This is a genomic window from Ehrlichia japonica (assembly GCF_000632845.1).
In the GTDB taxonomy this organism is placed as follows: domain Bacteria; phylum Pseudomonadota; class Alphaproteobacteria; order Rickettsiales; family Anaplasmataceae; genus Ehrlichia; species Ehrlichia japonica.
The window spans coordinates 845,948-868,581 of the sequence record NZ_CP007474.1; the positions used below are offsets into that span (position 1 = coordinate 845,948).

A 22,634-nucleotide genomic window follows, 5' to 3' on the forward strand; every position below is an offset into this window, starting at 1 on the left:
CTTATATCAAAAATTATTAACTAATAAAATTAATGATTTTATACCATATGAATGTATACTGAATAAGATAATAAAACTACTTATTATTCTACATATAGTTTTAGGAAGTGTCATGTTTAGATTCATATTCACAATTTTACTAACATTATTTATCAATACAAAATGTTACTCCATAAATGCTTCAAATCCAGTCCGTATAAAACTAACTATAGGGTCAGTAGATATGAAAACTAAAAAGATTGAAGCAGCTGTTAGAGTGACAATACAGGATGGTTGGCATATTTATTACAAAATACCCGGAGATCTTGGTTTACCAACAGTTTTTCAATGGCAAGAAAATATCTTCAAGGACATACATGTACATTGGCCTCAACCATTACAGCATACAGATATTGTAAGCAACAATACATTTCATAGTAACATCTACAAAGATCTTGTAGTATTTCCCATATCATTGGTACTTAAAGATAACAAACAAAAAGAATTACAAGTAACTTTGCGCATTAGATATGCAGTATGCAAAGATGTATGTATTCCTCAAGAAAAGGTAATTATATTAGATCAGCTTTTACAAGATTATCAAAATCAGGAAGCTATTCAGTCTATTAATTTCTGGAAAACCAAATAATCTTGTTAATAATTACAGATCAAACATGCAAATACTATGAAATATACAGAATCACATCACTAGCAAACATGGCAAATAACTATTAAATCAAAGTAAACTTTTATACAGCACAATAAAAGACAGTGTATATGAAAAACTAATCATGATATATCATTTCAATATCAATAAATTATTCATCTGTAATCCTTAAAATAAGTCTAAATATTACATTGCACGAGGCTACTAAGTCTGCTATAAACTAAAGTGTTTGTATACATGAAATTAGTATGGATACATTATATCATTTTCCACTTTGTCCTTTTTCCAGAAAAGTACGTATCTTTCTTAAAGAAAAAAAGTTTAACTTTCATCAAATAGAGGAAAATCCTTGGAAAAAGCGCGAAGGGTTTATAAAAATTAACCCCGTATGTCAGGTTCCTGTATTAATCAGTGGACAGCATGTAATTGCAGATAGTCAAGCAATTTGTGAATACATTGAAGAATTATATGATAGCGTATCCCTACTTGGAAGTTCACTACATGTAAGATCAATAGTACGTAAATTAATATATTGGATTGACTATAAATTTTATCATGAAATTACAAGGTACATAATAAACGAGAAAGTATCGAAATATTATATAAAAAATGCAAGTCCAGATTCCAGATTTATTCAAGCAGCAAGACAAAATTTACTACCTCATATCAGATACATAGAACGATTACTTAATGCCAATAGTTGGGTTGCATGCAATGAATTTACTTTAGCAGATATAACATTAGCTGCACATATATCAGTGCTAGATTACATGAATATCTTTCCATGGCATTTAACAGCTATATTAAAAGAATGGTATTCTATAATAAAGTCAAAACCATCATTTAGTGATATACTAAACGACAAAGTAACAGGTATAATACCTCCTGTACACTATAACAAACTAGATTTTTAAATGTTACTACATTACCTCTAGTCTTACTTACAAGTTAGGCGTATAAGTCATTATAAGTATTATAAACTTATACAATATAGTTATAATTCTTATACTATTTACTTCACACAACCTTAGTTTTTGAAAGTTGCTAAATTATTAACTGTATAACAATAGATTTTTTTCATAATTTACGAAATAAAATCTACGATATACAATACCATTAATTATACATTTCACAAATATCACAGAATTTTATTAACATGAAACCAAATCCATCTAATATAAACCTACCAAATGGATATACTCTAGAACATCATAAGATTTTATACAGTACAAACCATGAAGCAATTAAGCTCGCAGAATGTGGAGCTGAAGACGGTACTATAATTATATCTGACGAACAAATTAAAGGACGAGGAAGGTATGAACGTATATGGCATTCTCCTAAAGGTAATTTATATTTCAGTGTTATCATAACAAAATTTGTAGAAGTATTCCCTTTATCATTTATTGCAGCATTATCTGTTGGAAAAACACTTGAAGAAATACTAAAAAATAACGACAATATAATATCAAAAGTGCAATATAAATGGCCCAATGATATATTAGTAAATAGTAAAAAGATATCAGGTATACTATTAGAAAGCAGAACATCAAATAATATATTACAAAAATGGATAGTAGTTGGAATAGGCATTAATATGTATAAAGCTCCAGCATATGCAACAACAATCAACAAACACTGTCACAATTTCACTTTATCTAATCTAGAGTTACTAGAAAAAGTAATAAATAACTTTAACAATTTTAGAAAGCATTACATTCATCACGGATTTACAAATATAAGAGATTTATGGCTTAAACAAACATGCCACTTAAATAGCCATATCACTGTCAAAAGCCACACCCATACCTATACAGGACAATTTATTACAATAGATATAAAAGGTAATATGATTATGAAACAAGACGATAAAACAATATGTATTACTTCAGGAGAAATATTTAATATCACATAAGGCAAGTACAACTTGAATATGGCTATATCATTATCAGTAAGACATATATGCAATACACCGTTTAATAACACAAAAAATACCAGGCTAATTATGCTTAATATAAAGTTATAATATACCAAGTAATATGAACACTTAAGTAATTTTACTTACGTACATATTATAGAAAATATTTATTTAATACCCAATAAAGTACATTAACTATAATAATGAAACACAATATGAAAGGATACATCATAAATTAATATATCCTTCCACTAATAACAAAAATGCATAATCAAGTACATAAAAAAAATAAAAACATCATTGACTAAATAATATATTCAATATAGAATTAATATGTTACATTTAGGATTTAAAGTATGTTAGCGTGGCGATTTAGTATTTAAGTGCGAGCTTAGGTATTTTGATAAATTGGTTACTTTAAAGATATGTAATAACGTCATGAGTTTTATCCATCTGCCAGGCAGGTGTTTTAGTGTCTATAAAATTGTATACTTTTCTCACTATCTTGTTATTTAAATAATTAAAATACCTACTTTAAGAGTATAGGCACCTAATCTTATACTCTTGTAACTAAATAATTGCATACCCTACTATAATACATATGCAGTTATTAGAAAATATTCTCAATTAACATGGAGGTAAAAATATGCCAGGAAAACCAGAGCTTAGTAACAATCAGCTAAAACTTTACAATAGAGTACAACAACACATAAACAATAATCAAGTTGTTAAAAGCATAAGTTTTACATCAAAACCACTAAGTTATATTTCTTATCGTATAAATTCCTTATTTTTTGGTAGTAAAAATACTGCACATGAAAACTGTACCATAGTAACTGAAGAATTTACTTGTGATCTAATTCTAGCTTCAGCAGATTTTGAAGATTTTATACAAGTAACAGCATGCCTAAACGAAGATTTAAAAGAGCAATGTAATGCTGATGGTATATTATTCTTATATGCTCTTCTCCCAAGGCTAACAAAACACATCTCCAATAAATTAGCAGCAGGTGGTATATTATCACACAATGCATCTACCATTGAAAATATATTAAGCACAGCTACTGAAGGATTAGAGAATAGTTTCAATCCAACAGATATTACATGTTATGAAGAATTTATAGATAGTATCTTAAATCCAAGTAATCAAGACATCCTACTTAAAGAAGCACAACAGGTACTTCAGACAGTACAGGTACTTACTTTTCATGCATTACTCATAAGAGGTATAGCACATGCAATTGTCAACAAAGTAATTCCTGATCAAGAGCATAAGGCACAGGTTGAGATAGAAGCTAAAACTTCTACTTTATTACATGTAACAGCCCTAACACATACTACTAGAGAAAGTACTACACGTAACCTCAATAACGACTTTGCTCGTCAACATCCATACCAAAATAAATTCTTATCACTAGCTAGTTATTTTAATAAACACGTTAGTAGCATTATTTCATATGCATATATTTCTTCTATATTATCAGTCTTCATAACACGTGTATATTCTGGATATGCTAGTGACAGAGCAGAACGAGATGTACAAGCTGCAATGTCGGCTTTAGGTTATAATATCACTTTTAATCATACTCGCGACTATAGACCTGATATAAACTACCATAACGCCCACAATAGCACAGTAATCTATGCACCTAGACACCCTTCTGAATACTTCCCAGAACATGAAGGTATTATAAACGGATTTCCTGTTTATATGACAACTATAATGTCTACAATACAGCTATTTCTTACATTACCAAATATGATCCTGAGTCAAAGTAAGAGAAGGTTCATGCTCAAGACATTGAACAAATATTCACCTACACCAGCAGAACAAAGAAATAGTACAACTTTGACAAGTGTATTAATATTCCGTTGGGTTGGTAATGTTATTGGACAACCTGTTGACTGCGTAGATTCTCCATATAAAGATCTATTTTTTAAATGGACCATTTTTAGACTATTTACACCATCTGCACCACTTGAAGAACCATTAAAAATACAAAATATTTATAATTGTCTTAATAGGAATTGCTACCGCAATCGAGGCTCCCATGTCCAAATAAATAACACACTTACATACTCTAGTGTTATGTTAACAGCAGCACTTGAATACTTAGATGCAGCTTTCGGATTTCCATACCTACCACTTTCAGCAGCTTTAAAAGGAACAAGACTTGCGTCAGTAGTTATACCAGTATTAGCAAACAGACATAATATATGTTACAATAGTAGGTTCAAAAAGTTTGTATTCGCAAACATGCTAAGAACAGCAAGTTCACCTATCATACTAACAGCTTTTGATCAGTTGGGTAGTACAATACGTTATGTGAGTTTATTAACTGCACTTGATGTAGTTGTAACTGTAAATGCTGATGCAGTATCATCTAGTATTTTATCTGAAGCCGGTATCATAGAACAGCAATTAGTTATAATTGAAGATATAATGCAAAACGCTATGCAAAACAATACAGCAAGTTTAGCATTACTTTCCCCAACAATTGAACGTAGATTACAACAATTAAGAAGCACCCTAACTATCAGTGAAATTCTAGAAAGAGATGAAGAGCAAGGTCAGGATAGTGAAAACCAAGAAGGAGCAACATCAGATATAGGATGTATTGACGCTAGTGCATTGCCATCTCCTTCTAGAAAACAACAATGTAGTATAACAATGGCAGAAGAAGTACTTACTGATATTGCCCTAGAAGTACAATCAAGGTCTTATAGTAGGAGGAATATGCCTGAGTTCAGCATTATAGAAATTGACGATGAAGAAGATGGTGTAAATAATAGCTTGCTACCAAGTTCAACGCTTAATGTCTCTTCAGTGAGTCGTTCAAGTTCTTCTATGTCAAGACAATAAAAAAGGTGGTTTTAATGTAGAAACCCTGAGTAAAATGTAGCAGGAAACTAAGCTAACAATTTAGACTCCTCATACAAATTTTCCAGATTTTTTCTATCAATACAATAAAAAGGTATTGGTTATAAGTAAAAAAACTAAGTGAAGTTATAAAGTACTAAATCAGGATTCGGGGTTTTTACGAACTTCTAAAATCTGTCAATATGTTAACAAATTTAATAATGATTACCCCTATGTATATAATTCATCAATAAATTCTACTTTTTAAAATCTATAACTATGCAAAACAAAATAACCCTTTATAAATCACACTAACCAATGATAGCAAGAACCAAGTTCCATCATTGGTGAACATAAAAACTCAGAATTTTAGGCACATAATTAACGATACCAAGCAACTTTCTTATTACAGAAACGGAGCGGAAGAAGGGGCTCGAACCCTCGACCTTTACCTTGGCAAGGTAATGCTCTACCAACTGAGCTACTCCCGCATTCAAGTTACTCCTTGTAAGCTTTAAATGCTAAAACAATAACTGTTACAATGCAAGAGGTATTATACAATTTTTCTATAATGTATCCAAGAAAAACTTAAAACCTATAATGACAAGAAAGTTCAACTATCAAAATAAAATTAGAAAGAAAATAATGCATTAAAAGTAAAAATTGTATAACATACCATCATTATCACATTTCAAATGTTGTTGGATATTTATAGCTATTACAATGATGTCCCAATACTTATAATAAAATATACTTGAAACCTCGGAGATAAATAAATGATAAAACGTTATAGTAGACCTGAAATGTCATCAATTTGGGAAGACAATAATAAATTCAAAATATGGATGGATATAGAGTATTATGCATGTGAAGCACAAGTAAAATTAGGTGTGATACCTAACTATATACTTGATAACTTAAAAAACAAAATAGAAGATTTTGATATCAATCGTATAAATGAAATCGAATCAGTGGTAAAACACGATGTAATAGCGTTTTTAACATATGTAGCAGAATCTACAAACTCAGATATAAGATATTTACACTATGGTATGACAAGTTCCGATGTATTAGATACATGTCTATCTGTACAATTAAAGCAATCTTGCGATTTATTATTAAATAATATAGAAGTTATACTAAACATTTTAAAACAAAAATCAATAGAAACAAAACATATATTATGTATAGGACGTAGTCACGGTGTACATGCAGAACCAATAACATTTGGCTTAAAACTTGCAAGATTCTATGCAGAATTTAAGCGAAATTACAAAAGACTAAAAATGGCTCAAGATGAAATATCGGTATGTAAGATTTCTGGAGCCATGGGTAATTTTGCTAATATTGATCCATTTGTTGAAAATTACGTAGCAAATTCTTTAAATCTCAAACCAGAATCTATATCTTCACAAGTGATACCAAGGGATCGCCATGCTATGTTTTTTGCAATTTTAGGAGTTATTGCATCTTCTATAGAGAACATAGCAATAGAAATTCGTCATCTTCAAAAAACTGAAACGTTAGAAGTCACAGAATATTTTTCAACCGGACAAAAAGGAAGTTCTGCAATGCCTCACAAGAAAAATCCTATATTAAGTGAAAATCTAACAGGTCTTGCCAGAATGATACGCAGTTACGTAACCCCTGCTCTCGAAAATGTTGCTTTATGGCATGAAAGGGATATATCACACTCCTCTGTTGAAAGATGTATTGCACCAGATGCCTGCATTGTCACAGATTTTGCATTAGTAAGATTAGCAAATTTACTCGATAACATGGTTATACATCCTAACAATATGGATAAGAACTTAACACAATCAAAAGGTTTAGTATTTTCCCAGAGAGTACTTCTTGAATTAGTCAAACATGGGTTAAAAAGAGAAATAGCTTACAAAATAATTCAAGAAAAAGCATTAGAAACATGGAATAACAACAGTCACTTTCTAGATGAACTAAAAAAAGATCCACAAATATTAAAATGCATAGGTAGCCAAAATTTAGAATCCTTATTTAACCTTGATTACTATACACAACATACAGAAACAATATTTGAAAAAGTTTTTAAAGAATAAATAAGTAATTTAAGATTAAGTTTTAATATTGATTAGTACGTAGGATTATTAAATCATTGATTTTTTAAATATTAATATTAATAATATAAGATATTTATCAAATAAAACATTAACTTACTAAAAAATAATTAAATAAAATATTAATAACATAATTATATATTAAAATAATAAATAATTATTATTGACTATTTATTCTTTTCTGATTACAATGCTGTTATTATTAATTTAAAAGATTAATAAATACGGTCCTGCCTTACTATCAATGCATAACCATTAGGTAACACACACTTTATCTTACAAAGTAAAGCAGGGCCTCTACCTAGCTTTAGGTATAAACTAATTTAACTACACACATGCTTGATTTTATACATTTCTACAGTTTATTGCAAGTGATTTTTACACAACTAAAAGTTATAACACAAGAAGTTAAGGAATCATAAAGAAAAGACTATTTGCTACCACTCAATCCTCACATGACTTACTGTAAATACGGACTAAACCCTACTTCTTCACTCTTTCCAGTAAATTACCAATATTAATGATCCTTTCTATCTACAAAATCAACATCAAGGTGTACACAGTCTCTACAAAAACATTTACTGAGCTGACACACTTACTTATCATCTTAACATTATAGTATTAATAAATCTCAGTTAAAATACTGCTTAGTCTTAGGAATGCATACGTAAGTCATTAACAAGTATAACATGTTCCTAATACTATTTTTCTAAAGCATGAAACTAATCTTTATTCTAACAAGATACTACTAATAAACCCTAGCCAACACATTATTCATTCTCTCAGCAAAACCACTAACATCTTCTAGCTCTTCACCTTCAAGAATACATGCTTGATTTAATAACAAGTGTAACATATCATCTAATGTTACACTTTCTCCAGCATTAGCATGCTCATCTATCATCTTACTAATAATAGGATGCTTAGGATTAATTTCTAAAATCTTTGTGCTTTTATAATTCAATTGCTTTTGTTCTCTTAAAAATCTCTCCATTCTAATATCCATAGAACCATCTGCTACAGCTAAGCATACTGGACTATTTGTCAATTTTTTCGAAACTCTAACACCACTAACTAATTTACCAAGTACCTGAACAGCATACTTAACAAATGTATCTACTTTTTCTTTAGAGTCATCACTCTCATCTTCATTCTCTTTAATTTCTTCATTTTTATCAAGATTAGCAAGCTTTTCTAAATCTTCACCTGCACGTATAACTGACTTTAAAGGTACTTTTTGATAATCAGTGACCACATTTGTCCAAAAATCATCTACAGGATCAACTAATAATATAACTTCTATGCCACGACTTATAAACCCTTCTAGTTGAGGACTCTTTTTTATAGAATCTAAATCATTACCAGTTAAATAATAAATATTATCTTGTCCTGTTTTCATTCTCTCAATATAGTCTTCTAGGCTAATTAATGAATCATCGCTGTGTGTACTATAAAAACGACATGCTGATATTAACTCTTCACGAAACTCTGTGTTCATTGATTCACACAATCCTTCTTTCAGTACTGAACCAAAATTTTCCCAAAACTTTTTATAATCCTCAATATCATTCTCAGCCTTTTTCCTAAGTTCGGACAATATCCTCTTTACTATAGATTGTTTAATCTTTTCAATAATTTTATTATTCTGTAGAGTCTCACGACTAATATTTAAAGGTAAATCTGAAGAATCTATTATACCTTTTAAGAATCTTAAATATTGAGGTATGATTTGTACATTATCTTCAGTAATAAATACCTTGTTAACGTACAATTTTACTGAACATTTTCTATCAGGATGGAATAAATCAAATGGTTTAATAGATGGTATATACAATAAATTAGTATACTCTATTACTCCCTCATTTTTATTATGTAATATCATCCAAGGTTCACCACCAACATGAGCTACCGTACGGAAAAAATTTTGATGCTCTTCCGTAGATATTTCATCTTTCGATTTTGTCCAAATAGCAGCATCACTATTTAACTTTTCTTCCTCTCCCTTATCATTTAAGAAATAAACTGGATAGTTAATATGATAAGAATATGTAGTAATAATATGCTCTATGCGAAATTTATCAACAAACTCAGATTCTTCAGGTTTTAATACTAAAGTAATTCGAGTTCCACGAGGCACTTGATCACCTTCTAGTTGCGCAATAGTAAACTCTCCATCCCCAAAAGATTTCCACTGATATCCTATAGATTCTCCAGCTTTACGAGATTCAACTATAACCTCATTGGCTACCATAAATGCAGAATAAAAACCTACGCCAAATTTACCAATTAATTCAACAACACCTTGAGAAGAAGCTTCACTGTTCATTGCTTCTAAAAACTTCTGCGTACCAGAATGTGCTATAGTACCTAAATTATCTATTAGGTCTTGTCTATTCATTCCAATACCATTATCAGAGATATATAATCTATTTTTATCTTGGTCCACACTGATGACTATTTTAAAATCAGAATCTTGATCTATTAAATCTTGGTTAGATAAAGATTCATAACGTAACTTATCACATGCATCTGACGCATTAGAAACTAATTCTCTTAAAAAAATATCTTTATTAGTATAAAGAGAGTGTATAACAAGTTTCAATACCTTCCCCACTTCAGCATCAAACTTTAATTTTTCAGAATTTATAACATCTTGCATATTAACCCTCTAAAACTAACATCAATAAATAAGTAATAACTACAGTAACAATTTTCAAGTTCTCAAATTCACTAATTTTCATAAATTTGCAGTAAATCCATAGCATGCTTGTATACCATAGACTCAGAATTTACATCACCAACTATTTCTTTTATTACTCCAATAGCACCATCAATATCACCATTTTTAAGCATAGATACTGCTATTGCCTCTTTAATAGACGATTTGTAAACTTCAGATTTATTAGATACAAATTTCTGAATCTTACTTTTTAATAAATCCAAATTTTCCCCTTTAAGCAATGTTATAATTTCTAAATATTCTGCTAATTCTCTTAATTCAGGAATGAGCTTTTTATCGGCAGCCAAATCAGCATATATTAATTGTGCTTTTTCCACTTGATCCTCACCATACATACCTGCCAACTTAAACTTAGCCAAATACTGATAGCTAGAACCATCAACTTTAGCAACATCATTTAATATCTTCATCATCTCATCATTACTAATTTCACCTATTAAAGCATCATACATCATATCACCCATGTGCTGCGATATCTTGTCATGACGATTATCTACCCATGAAACCATTCCCGCAAATACTATTAAAAAAACAACTACAGCACAACACATCCATTTCAATTTTGGAATAACCTTAACTATGTTTAACTCCATAAACTGTCCAATCAATTAACAAGATGATATCAATGTAAAAAAATAAATGTATATAGTCAATGCATTTTAGGAAGGAATCATAAGTACTGGTATAATAGACATATCTTACATGAATACAAATTTACCTAAATATATACAATCTTTCATACTTATATAAACCTTGAATATATTACATAACATCTATACAATGATATATTTATAATATATAGCACCACATTCCATTAAAATTCACAAACTCTTATTTTTATACTCACATAAATCCTGAACAATACATTGACTACATAATGGCTTCCTTGACTTACATATATATCTACCATGCAACACTAACCAGTGATGTGCATATAATAACCATTTTTTTGGTATTATACTTAACAATGCACTCTCTGTTTTTAACACACTATCTTCCTTAACTAACCCCATCCTATTACTTACTCTAAATACATGAGTGTCAACAGCAACAGTTGGTAAATTTAACCATGTGTTTAAAAAAACATTTGCACTCTTTCTTCCCACACCTGGTAATGCAATAAGAGTATCAAAATCTAAAGGTACGTTACTATTATATTGATTTATAATAATTTCACTAAGTGCAATAATATTTCTAGATTTAGAATTATATAATCCTATTGTATTTATATAACTTTTTAGACCTTTTTCCCCAAGGTTTAACATTTTTCCTGGACTATCAGCAATTTCAAATAGTTTATTTGTAATTTTATTTACACTAACATCAGTAGTACGCGCAGATAATACTATTGCTACTAACAAAGTAAAATCGTTAGTATATCTCAGTTCTATCTTCGGGTAAGGATTATACTCTTTAAACTTAGTAAATAGTAAATTTATTTTCTCCTGATCCATTAATCTGTATACACAATTTATACATTGTCATCAATATCAGAACTATCTTTAGCATCAATTATCTTGGCTACTGAAACAACTTTTTCACGTTTTTCAGTTTTAAATAAAGTAACACCTTGAGTGCTCCTACCAATAATTCTGATATCACTCACAGCAATACGAATTAACTTACCCTTATCTGTAATTAACATTATATGATCATTAGACTCTACAGGAAAACTAGCTACTACATTACCATTTCTCGTAGTTGTCAAGATGTTAACAACACCTACTCCACCTCTTAAGGTAGTACGATATTCATATGCAGAAGTTCTTTTTCCAAAACCATTCTCAGTAACTGTCAAAATAAATTGCTCATTTTGTACCATAGTCATAAAGATGTCTTGTTCCAACCCAAGATCATCTAATACCCTAGCTAGACCTGCATTAACAAAACTTTCTTCTTTAACAACCATACGTTTTTCTAAAGGAACTTTTAGATACGCATCCTTTTTTTCAGAATCTATATCCATAGCCAACAATATCGACATGGAAATTACATTATCCTCTGAAGACAGCTTAATAGCTCTTACCCCATCAGACATCCTACCCTTAAACTGACGAACATTACTTACAGAAAATCTAATACTTTTTCCTAATTTTGTAGACAACAAAACATGATCTTCTTCTTTACACACTTTTACAGATATTAAAGCATCTTTTTCATCAAGCACCATAGCTATTTTACCATTACTAGGTACATATTGAAAATCTGAAAGTGCATTACGTCTTAAATTCCCTGATGCAGTTGCAAAAACAATATTTAATGTTTCCGTATCTTCTACATTATCAGGCAAAGGCATTACACTAGTTATCGACTCATTTTCACTAAGCGGAAAAATATTTACTAATGATCTTCCACGTGATGTAGGTTCACCTAGCGGAAGTTTATAAACTTTCAACTTATATACTCTACCAACATTAGAAAAGAATAGTACACTAGTATGGGTATTAACTACAAAAAGATTGGTGATGACGTCTTCTTCCTTAATAGCTTGTCCTATTCTTCCTTTTCCACCCCTTTTTTGAGCGCGATAATTTGAAAGCTTAGCCCGTTTAATATAACCACTCATAGTTACTGTGACTACCATATCTTCTTTTGGTATAAGATCTTCAATATCGGTTTCAAAATGTGAATAATCTATAGTAGTCCTTCTAGGAACAGCCAATTTTGCTTTAACTTCTTTCAACCCATCTTTAATCAACTCAAGTAATGATTCTTTATTTTTAAGAAGTTCAGTATATTGTTTAATCAATGATACCATTGACTTTAAGTCAAGCTCCAACTTCTCTTTTTCTAAATTTGTGAGACGTTGTAACTTCATTTCCAAGATTGACTTTACCTGTACACCCGTTAACTGACATACATTATCAACCACAATACTTTTACTATCGGCAACAAGTTCTATCATCTCTCTCACAGATACTAAAGCATCCCATCTACATTCAAGTAATTTTTTAGCAGCTTCTGCTGTATCACGAGATGACCTAATAATGGCAATAACTTTATCAATATTCAATACAGCAATGTACATGCCTATATACAAATGAGCTTTTTCTCGAACTTTTCTTAACCTAAACTGAGTACGACGTGTTAAAACTTCCTTTCTATACTCAACAAATGTCGATATAATCTCTAGTAAAGACATTACCTTCGGCTTATTATTATCTAATACGAGCGTATTAATACTAAAACTCGTTCTCAATGGAGTTAATCCTAAGATCTGATTTAAAATAACCTGATGAGATGCCTGCTTTTTTAATTCAATTGCAACTCGTATCCCCATTTTATTAGACTCATCTCGTAAATCCAATATTCCTTCTATTTTTTTTTCTTTTACTAACTCATGGATACGCTCAATAAGCTTTGCCTTATTCACCTGATACGGGATTTCATCAATAATTATTGCTTGCTTGCCAGATGGTAAGTCTTCCAGATGAGTCTTACCTTGAATAATAATTGTTCCCTTCCCAGTCATAAATGCAGAACGTATATTAGCATCTCCTAAAATAGTACCACCAGTAGGGAAATCAGGACCACGAACTATATTAATTAACTCATCAAAAGTAATCTCAGGATTATCTATATAAGCTATACAGGCATCTACTACTTCTCCTAAATTATGAGAAGGAATATTAGTTGACATACCAACAGCAACCCCACCAGCACCATTGACCAATATATTAGGAAATTCTGCTGGCAACACTACAGGTTCTACTTCATTTTCATCATAATTAGGCCGAAAATCTACAGTATCTTCATCTATATCGTTCAATAAAAAGTGTGCGGCTTTTGCTAATCTAGCTTCTGTATAACGCATAGAAGCTGGAGGGTCACCATCTACCGATCCAAAATTACCTTGGCTATCAATCAACGGCAACAATAACGAGAAGTCTTGAGCCATTCTTACTAATGAATCATAAATTGCTGCATCTGCATGAGGATGATATTTCCCCATAACATCACCAACAACACGTGCTGCTTTTTTATACGGCTTACCATAATCATAACCAGACTTATACATAGAATATAAGATTCTTCTATGAACAGGCTTTAATCCATCTCGTATATCAGGAATTGCCCTACTAACTATAACGCTCATTGCATAAGATAAATAGGAATCTTCTAATTCTTGTTCTATAGAAACTGGTATGACATTATTGATATCACTCATCTAATACTTATTAATTAACACTAAAAATAAACACATTGTACATCTTAATTCTCAAGCATATCAAGGTCAAGTAATTGTTTATAAAACAAATAACCAGTATGCTATTCTAATAACACACCAAACATTCGTTTCGCACAATAACCTTGGTCCACCACCTAAAATTGAAATTTAAATATAGATAAGACAACTTATTAGTTCGAACTAGAGTTATACAATAAAAATATTAATTAATTTAGGAAAATACATATACCACAATTAAAACATGTAATCTCTACTAAAAACATCAAATTTCCACCATTAATGTTTTTTTAGTAAATAGACTTCAATATACCACTGTTGCGTTATATTATTATATTAGAAAATTGTTCTTTAAATATATAATATTAAGATCTTACTTTGACTGCATAAGAAAAAAAATATAATATACCCCAGATAGTGATGAATTTATTGCATTATGGAAGATTACATAACTTCACTTAATGAAGATCAAAAGCAAGCTGTTATTAACATAAATGGTCCTATTTTAATACTAGCTGGAGCAGGTACAGGAAAAACTAGAACTGTAACTTCAAGAATAGCATATATCATTAATAATAATTTTGCATTACCTAGCCAAATTTTAGCAGTAACATTTACTAATAAAGCAGCAAATGAAATGCTTGCTAGAATTAGTGAGTTAACTCCTGCATATAACATCTGGTTAGGAACTTTTCATGCGATAGCAGCAAAAATCTTAAGACAACATGCTGAAACAGTTGGATTAAAAAATGATTTTACAATCATTAACACAGATGACCAATTGCAAGTAATAAAAAATATTGTCAATGACATGCATCCCGAATATGCATCAGACGCTCATAAAATCATCTTAAACAAAATACAAAGATGGAAAGACAGAGGGCTAATGCCAAGTAACATAACCGAAACAGAGTTATATAAACCCATTAATACAGTAGCACTAAGCACATATCACATCTATCAAGAGAGATTAAAATTCTTAAATTGTGTCGATTTTGGAGATCTACTATTATACAACATTCAAATATTTACCACACAGCATAATATCTTATCCCATTACCAAGAACAATTTAAATATATAATGGTCGATGAATATCAAGATATAAATACGATTCAATATTTATGGTTAAGATTATTAGCTCAAAAACACAAAAACTTATGCTGTGTTGGAGATGATGACCAATCAATATATAGCTGGCGTGGAGCAGAAGTAGGAAATATTTTAAAATTTTCTGACGATTTTCCAAATGCAAAAATTGTGCGACTAGAGTGCAACTATAGATCAACATCTCATATTCTAGATGTTGCCACAGCAATAATAAATAACAATAAATCAAGATTAGGAAAGAAGTTATGGACAACAAATGAGAAAGGGCAAAAAGTCAATTTGATGAAATTTTGGGATAGTAAAGCAGAAGCACAGTACATATGTGAATACATCAAGAATTTACATGATTACCAATTCAATGAAACAGCTGTTTTAGTAAGAGCAGGATTTCAAACAAGAATATTTGAGGAATACTTTATTAAGTATAGCATACCATATAAAATAATCGGTGGTACAAGATTTTATGACAGGCAAGAAATCCGTGACATCATTGGTTACTTAAAAATCACAGTTAATCCTAATAATGATATTGCCTTTGAAAGAATAGTTAACAAACCTAAACGACATATAGGAGCATCAACTCTCAATAAAATATATTTATGTGCTAAACAAAATAACACCTACTTTTTAAATGCAGCAAAAATCTTAATCTCAGATAATCAATTGCCTGATAAAGCATCTAGATCTTTAAATAATCTACTAAATAAGATTAATTCTTGGAAACAATCTTTATCATCTGATTCAATATCAAACACTGTTAAAATGATAGCCTATGATTCAGGATACATAGATATGTTAGAAAATGAAGGTGAAAACGGTCTAGCAAGAGTAGAAAATATAAAAGAACTTTTTTCCGCATTATTAAGTTTTAATGATGTAAACGAATTTTTAGAACATATTAGTCTTGTCACAGAAACAGATTCATTAAATTACAATAACAACTACACCTATATCATGACATTGCATGCAGCAAAAGGACTAGAATTTCCTGTAGTTTTTTTACCTGGATGGGAAGAAGGAGTATTCCCGCATGAAAAATCTTTACAAGATAGGACAGGAGAAGCATTAGAAGAAGAAAGAAGATTAGCTTATGTTGGAATTACACGAGCACGTGAGCAATTATTCATATCATGCGTAGCAGTAAGAGACATCAACAATTGGCGCCAACAAATGAAAATATCAAGATTTATCAAGGAATTACCTGCAGAGCATGTACAAGTTATAAAAAACATTTCAAGCTATTATTAATTAATACTTAAAGCCATTTTCAATACATGTTTTACATTCTCACAACAGAACGGCAAGTTATTTCCTAATTATTAACATACACCATCAACACTACAATAATCAGCAGTATCGTATTAAACTTCAACAGTGTATAAAATTATATAAGCATATAATATATATTAGTAAGAATAATTAATATTTTAATACACTATCTTGCATTTATATCCATATCTATGGTACAATTAACCCATTATACCAATTCATTAATTATTAAAGAATCACATTTACACTCTTATTTCTCATTATTAAATAGAACTCCAGATGCTAACTCAATTAAGAACCAGCTTGCGAAGATTGACTACTCCATCATTTGTGAAGACTCTAGGACATTTTAACGTGAGTCAGTTTAGAAATGTACAGGATCTTATATGCACAAGTGGTCAAGAAACTTGGATAGACCTTCCAAGAAATTCTATAAAAATAGACGGGCAGCATGCTAATTTTCTTCAGGCAATTACTGCCTATAAAACAAAGAATGACCTACCAAAAAACAATGAATATCGTAAAGTTTTACATGGAATACTTAATTCAAAATTTCAGAAGATCTTAAATCTAAACATCAGTGGACCTCTTATAGACGAATGTGTAACGATGCTAAACCAAGAATCTCTATGCGGAGCATCAACGCACCTATCATATTCTCTTGCGAAAGATATACAGTACAGAATGCGTACTAATGCTGAGATTATGCCAACTATAGACGCGTCTGAGACTAATATTAAAACCATATCAGAATCAGATTTAACAATATATCATAAAGAAGATTTTATCTTTAGAGATTCGATTAATGGCACCCCAATATCTACCGTAAGCATAACAATACGCCTTAATATTAATGCAAATACAGATGGTACACTAACATACAGTAATACCAAAATATCACTCAAAGTACCACAAGACACAGCATCAAGTGTGCTTCCTATCAGACTCATCAGAATGGCAAATATGCTTGTTCCTTTGAGGAATCTCATAGGCAGAATACAGTCATTTTTCACTGGGAGTACTTTTTATAAAGTAACACCATATAAAATAACACGTACCCCTGATCTATGCATAATAGAACATAAGTTACCAGATTACACATGTTCACCAGTAGCACTACCTGAAATAGAGGATAAAAAAGAAAAGCGTCAGCAAAAGCAGCAAAGTCTATACCAAACTCGCAGCACATTCACTCCCCCAAAACACTCAAACAGCTCAAACAAAGATTCTAATCAACACAATAAACTTGTTTCTGTGATAATACATAACCCAGAAATACAACCCAAAAAAGAACCTAAGACTCAATCCCATTCTTCGTAATAAAAAGTTTGATACTTATGAGATCTATATTTACATATTCATTGTCTTGCTTGAAATCCCATATAAATGAACTATCCTTTCTACTATATCTCTTATAGTAAGGTCTAAATACTATAAGAAATCTATATTTATAGCTAGAGAACAGTAAAAATCAAAAACTGTACAAAAGTATATTTAACCATAAATGATGTATGTTTAAACTTAATAATATAACATTCTAAACGACATATAGGAGCATCAACTCTCAATAAAATATATTTATGTGCTAAACAAAATAACACCTACTTTTTAAATGCAGCAAAAATCTTAATCTCAGATAATCAATTGCCTGATAAAGCATCTAGATCTTTAAATAATCTACTAAATAAGATTAATTCTTGGAAACAATCTTTATCATCTGATTCAATATCAAACACTGTTAAAATGATAGCCTATGATTCAGGATACATAGATATGTTAGAAAATGAAGGTGAAAACGGTCTAGCAAGAGTAGAAAATATAAAAGAACTTTTTTCCGCATTATTAAGTTTTAATGATGTAAACGAATTTTTAGAACATATTAGTCTTGTCACAGAAACAGATTCATTAAATTACAATAACAACTACACCTATATCATGACATTGCATGCAGCAAAAGGACTAGAATTTCCTGTAGTTTTTTTACCTGGATGGGAAGAAGGAGTATTCCCACATGAAAAATCTTTACAAGATAGGACAGGAGAAGCATTAGAAGAAGAAAGAAGATTAGCTTATGTTGGAATTACACGAGCACGTGAGCAATTATTCATATCATGCGTAGCAGTAAGAGACATCAACAATTGGCGCCAACAAATGAAAATATCAAGATTTATCAAGGAATTACCTGCAGAGCATGTACAAGTTATAAAAAACATTTCAAGCTATTATTAATTAATACTTAAAGCCATTTTCAATACATGTTTTACATTCTCACAACAGAACGGCAAGTTATTTCCTAATTATTAACATACACCATCAACACTACAATAATCAGCAGTATCGTATTAAACTTCAACAGTGTATAAAATTATATAAGCATATAATATATATTAGTAAGAATAATTGCAAATATTTTTAATACACTATCTTGCATCTATATCCATACTTATGGTACAACTAACCCGTTATGCCAATTCATTAATTATTAAAGAGTCACATTTATACTCTTATTTCTCATTATTAAATAGAACTCCAGATGCTAACTCAATTAAGAATCAGATTGCGAAGATTGACTACTCCATCATTTATAAAAGCTCTAAAGAGTTTTAGCTTAAGTAAGGTTAGAAATCCACAAAATGATGCGTGTCGAACTGGTTATATAACTTGGCTAGATCTTACAAGAAATCCAGTAATAATAAACGGGCAGTATGCTGATTTTCTTCAGGCAATTACTGCCTATAAAACAAAGAATAACCTACCAAAAGACAATGAATATCGTAAAGTTTTACATGGAATACTTAATTCAAAATTTCAGGAGACCTTAAATATAAACGTCAGTGGACCTCTTATAGATGAATGTGTAACGATGCTAAACCAAGCATCTCTATACGGAGCATCAGCAGAACTAGTATGCTCTCTTGGGAAAGATATACATAACAGAATACATCCTGATATTGAGGCAACTGTGAACACGATAGAGACTGAAATTAAAACCATATCAGAATCAGATTTAAGAATACAGCATACACAACGATTGAGCTTAAAAAGTCTGGACACTGGCAGAGTCGTATCTAGCATAAACACAGTAATACACTTTGATATTAATGCAGATGCATCAGGTACGGTAACATACAGTAATCCCAAAATATCATTCGAAATACCAAAAAACATAGCATCAAATGTGCTTTCTACCAGCTCCATCAGAATGGCAAACATGTTTGCTTTTTTGAATAATATCATAAACAGAGCACGGTCACGTCTCATTGGGGGTACTTTTTCTCCAGTAACACCATATGAACTAACACATACCTCTAATCTATGCATAATAGGGTATAAGTTACCACATTACACATGCTCACCAGTAGCACTACCTGAAATAGAGGATAAAAAAGAAAAGCGTCAGCAAAAGCAGCAAAGTCTATACCAAACTCGCAGCACATTCACTCCCCCAAAACACTCAAACAGCTCAAACAAAGATTCTAATCAACGCAATAAACCTGTTCCTGTGAAAGTACATAACCCAGAAATACAACCCCAAAAAGAACCTAAGACTCAATCCCGTCCTTTGCAATAAAAAGTCTGATACTCATGAGATCTATATTACATATTCATTATCTTGCTTAAAATCCCATATAAATGAACTATCCTTTCTACTATATCTCTTATAGTAAGGTCTAAATACTATAAGAAATCTATAATTTATAGATAGAGAATAGTAAAAATCAAAAACTGTACAAAAGTATATTCAACCATAAATGATGTACGTTTAAGCCTAATAATATAACATTTTATTGACAAATTGTACTTGTATAAAAATATTATTTAACCATACCAATGTATCTCATAATAACTCTATATTAAAAAATTTATAAGAAAAAAGACTAAATTGTTTGATAATTAGGCTATAAACAAATACAAATTACACATAACATAGAAAATAACGTATTAACTACAATTGATATTACTACAGGATTAATAATATTAATAAGAAAACCCATAGAGTACTTTCCGATAAACAATTGCCCAATATCTCTAGAGATTTCATACAAACAATTTTGATATACCAAACAAATAAACAACTAACTACAACAAGCTTATCAAACAAGATTCTTAGCAATAAATCAGTTATCTCTGATTTAAATAACAATCTATTTACACAATTCCCTAAAATACCAAAATTTCATCAGTTACAAAATACATCTAACGCATATATTAATAAACATTTTCCAATATGTATTACAATTGATAGACATACAAACAACATATAATAATCTTAAATCACACCACTCTAGAATCGTTTTAGCTGCAACTTTAGATGATATGTTTCAAGTATTTAGACAAATCAATAATCAATCCAGATATCATATATGAAATAGTTAATCACTTTCATCAACAGATATATGAACAAGTAGAAACTAAAATATTAAATTATATTTTTAATACAGCTCAAACTCTTACTCATACTATTAAAGCTACAGATAACATGATAGAATTTACAATACGACCATAACCTAATAGCTATTACTAGTATGTCATTGTCTACAACCATAGCACCTAATAAAGTATATCATTTTAATACTGCCTTCTATTTTTATATATCACCAGTAAAAAACTCAGAAACAAATGGTAAATCTATACACAACTTTTACCTTATTTCTACCTAATAGTATGAAACCTACATTACGAAAGAAAAATATCATAACAGAAGTACATGTTCTTCTTTTCTAATAAAAGATTCTGATCTGTACCATATTACACTACCACGATCAAGATGAAATCAATCCTCATATCTCTGTTCTAGAACATTGCTTATCAAACATAAAAGCTAGGCCACTATTTAAAGATAGAGCAAAAATAATATACAAATTTTATCAGACACCAGCATAACTTTACGTATACTACTTTAATAAGTATAATTATTGTCCCATAGGATTGAGAAGCCTACAATATTACAAATAGCACAATTAGTAACTGCTTATAAGCAGTTATAGTATATACTATTATATGACCTAATTATTTCTACAAATATATCTATGATGAATAATATCATGCTACTCTTATTATACATACTACAGATAAGTTTAAGTACTTATAAAATATGTCAAACATTCAATAAACAATCAGATAAACCTCTAGCATTTTGATGACTACATTTTAAGTATACAAAAGAATTTCTTTTATATCTCGTTAATTAACATTTAGGCAAATCATATAATAATAAAATTCTCAATCATAACCTGCCATTACATTATTTACATTGACTACAAAGCACTCATCACTTATCTCAGTACCCGTAATAATTAACATTTAGACAAATCTACAAATAATAAAATACTTAGCCACCATTGGCATTGCATTATCACATTGACTACAAAGCACTCATCACTTATCTCAGTACCCGTAATAATTAGCATTTAGACAAATCTACAAATAATAAAATATTTAGCCACCACTGGCATTACATTGTCACATTAATTACAAAACACTCATCACTTATCCCAGTGTCCACAATCAGTACCCTAGGTTCTATAGAATAATATTTATATACATATCAAATATATCACATGTTTCATATACAATATGTTCTTTTTAATAGAGCATAATAAAGAAATGCTATAACAGAAAAACACTATACCATCATTTTAATAGATTCAATATCCAATACATGACATTTGTTATAAAGAAGCCTACAGAAAACATTACCAGATACTATATATGTATCATACAAAAACCACTCTTACATCATCAACAACAACTATTAGGCACATCACCTTAATATTCTATAAATATGATGGAATCAAGTTTCCACTATGTTTT

12 protein-coding genes, 1 tRNA gene and 1 pseudogene are annotated in these 22,634 nt (G+C 30.2%); 9 read left to right on the forward strand and 5 right to left on the reverse strand.

Annotated elements, in window-relative coordinates; translation table 11 throughout:
• Positions 1–112: 112 nt before the first annotated feature.
• From EHF_RS03340 to cpg1, 4 genes are all read left to right on the forward strand, one after another.
• Positions 113–628 (forward strand): protein-disulfide reductase DsbD domain-containing protein, encoded by a 516-nt coding sequence (locus tag EHF_RS03340; RefSeq protein ID WP_044195209.1) that lies wholly within the window; start codon positions 113–115, stop codon positions 626–628.
• Between the two features lie 266 nt (positions 629–894).
• Positions 895–1,560 carry a glutathione S-transferase family protein gene (locus EHF_RS03345; RefSeq protein WP_044195212.1) on the forward strand — a complete coding sequence of 222 codons (666 nt, stop codon included), beginning with the start codon at positions 895–897 and terminating at the stop codon, positions 1,558–1,560.
• Between the two features lie 242 nt (positions 1,561–1,802).
• Complete coding sequence (locus tag EHF_RS03350) at positions 1,803–2,561, forward strand: biotin--[acetyl-CoA-carboxylase] ligase (protein ID WP_044195214.1); 759 nt, start codon at positions 1,803–1,805, stop codon at positions 2,559–2,561.
• A gap of 649 nt (positions 2,562–3,210) precedes the next feature.
• A complete protein-coding gene (gene cpg1 / locus EHF_RS03355; protein WP_044195217.1) occupies positions 3,211–5,427 on the forward strand; it encodes a Cpg1 family polymorphic protein in 2,217 nt (738 codons plus the stop codon).
• Positions 5,428–5,842: 415 nt separating this feature from the next.
• Here the strand turns inward: cpg1 and EHF_RS03360 are convergent.
• Positions 5,843–5,915: transfer RNA gene (locus EHF_RS03360), tRNA-Gly, on the reverse strand.
• 285 nt (positions 5,916–6,200) lie between these two features.
• Here EHF_RS03360 and purB point away from each other — a divergent pair.
• A complete protein-coding gene (gene purB / locus EHF_RS03365; RefSeq protein WP_044195220.1) occupies positions 6,201–7,499 on the forward strand; it encodes an adenylosuccinate lyase in 1,299 nt (432 codons plus the stop codon).
• A gap of 766 nt (positions 7,500–8,265) precedes the next feature.
• On the opposite strand, the gene htpG is transcribed toward purB, so the two are convergent.
• From htpG to gyrA, 4 genes are all read right to left on the reverse strand, one after another.
• Complete coding sequence (gene htpG / locus EHF_RS03370; protein WP_044195222.1) at positions 8,266–10,176, reverse strand: molecular chaperone HtpG; 1,911 nt, start codon at positions 10,174–10,176, stop codon at positions 8,266–8,268.
• A 71-nt stretch (positions 10,177–10,247) separates the two neighbouring features.
• Entirely contained in the window at positions 10,248–10,850 is a 603-nt protein-coding gene (locus EHF_RS03375; protein ID WP_044195225.1) for a hypothetical protein, read from the reverse strand.
• Between the two features lie 228 nt (positions 10,851–11,078).
• Positions 11,079–11,711, reverse strand: coding sequence for an endonuclease III (gene nth, locus EHF_RS03380; RefSeq protein WP_044195228.1), 633 nt, complete (start codon positions 11,709–11,711; stop codon positions 11,079–11,081).
• A 17-nt stretch (positions 11,712–11,728) separates the two neighbouring features.
• Positions 11,729–14,425, reverse strand: a complete 2,697-nt coding sequence (gene gyrA, locus EHF_RS03385) for a DNA topoisomerase (ATP-hydrolyzing) subunit A (protein WP_044195231.1) — start codon at positions 14,423–14,425, stop codon at positions 11,729–11,731.
• A 454-nt stretch (positions 14,426–14,879) separates the two neighbouring features.
• Here gyrA and EHF_RS03390 point away from each other — a divergent pair, with 454 nt between their 5' ends.
• From EHF_RS03390 to EHF_RS03405, 4 genes and pseudogenes are all read left to right on the forward strand, one after another.
• Positions 14,880–16,799 carry an ATP-dependent helicase gene (locus EHF_RS03390; RefSeq protein WP_044195234.1) on the forward strand — a complete coding sequence of 640 codons (1,920 nt, stop codon included), beginning with the start codon at positions 14,880–14,882 and terminating at the stop codon, positions 16,797–16,799.
• Between the two features lie 300 nt (positions 16,800–17,099).
• Entirely contained in the window at positions 17,100–18,140 is a 1,041-nt protein-coding gene (locus tag EHF_RS03395) for a hypothetical protein (protein ID WP_156928267.1), read from the forward strand.
• 219 nt (positions 18,141–18,359) lie between these two features.
• Positions 18,360–19,049: pseudogene (locus tag EHF_RS03400) on the forward strand (3'-5' exonuclease); the annotation flags it as partial.
• Positions 19,050–19,353: 304 nt separating this feature from the next.
• Positions 19,354–20,391 (forward strand): hypothetical protein, encoded by a 1,038-nt coding sequence (locus EHF_RS03405; protein WP_156928268.1) that lies wholly within the window; start codon positions 19,354–19,356, stop codon positions 20,389–20,391.
• Positions 20,392–22,634 lie beyond the last annotated feature (2,243 nt).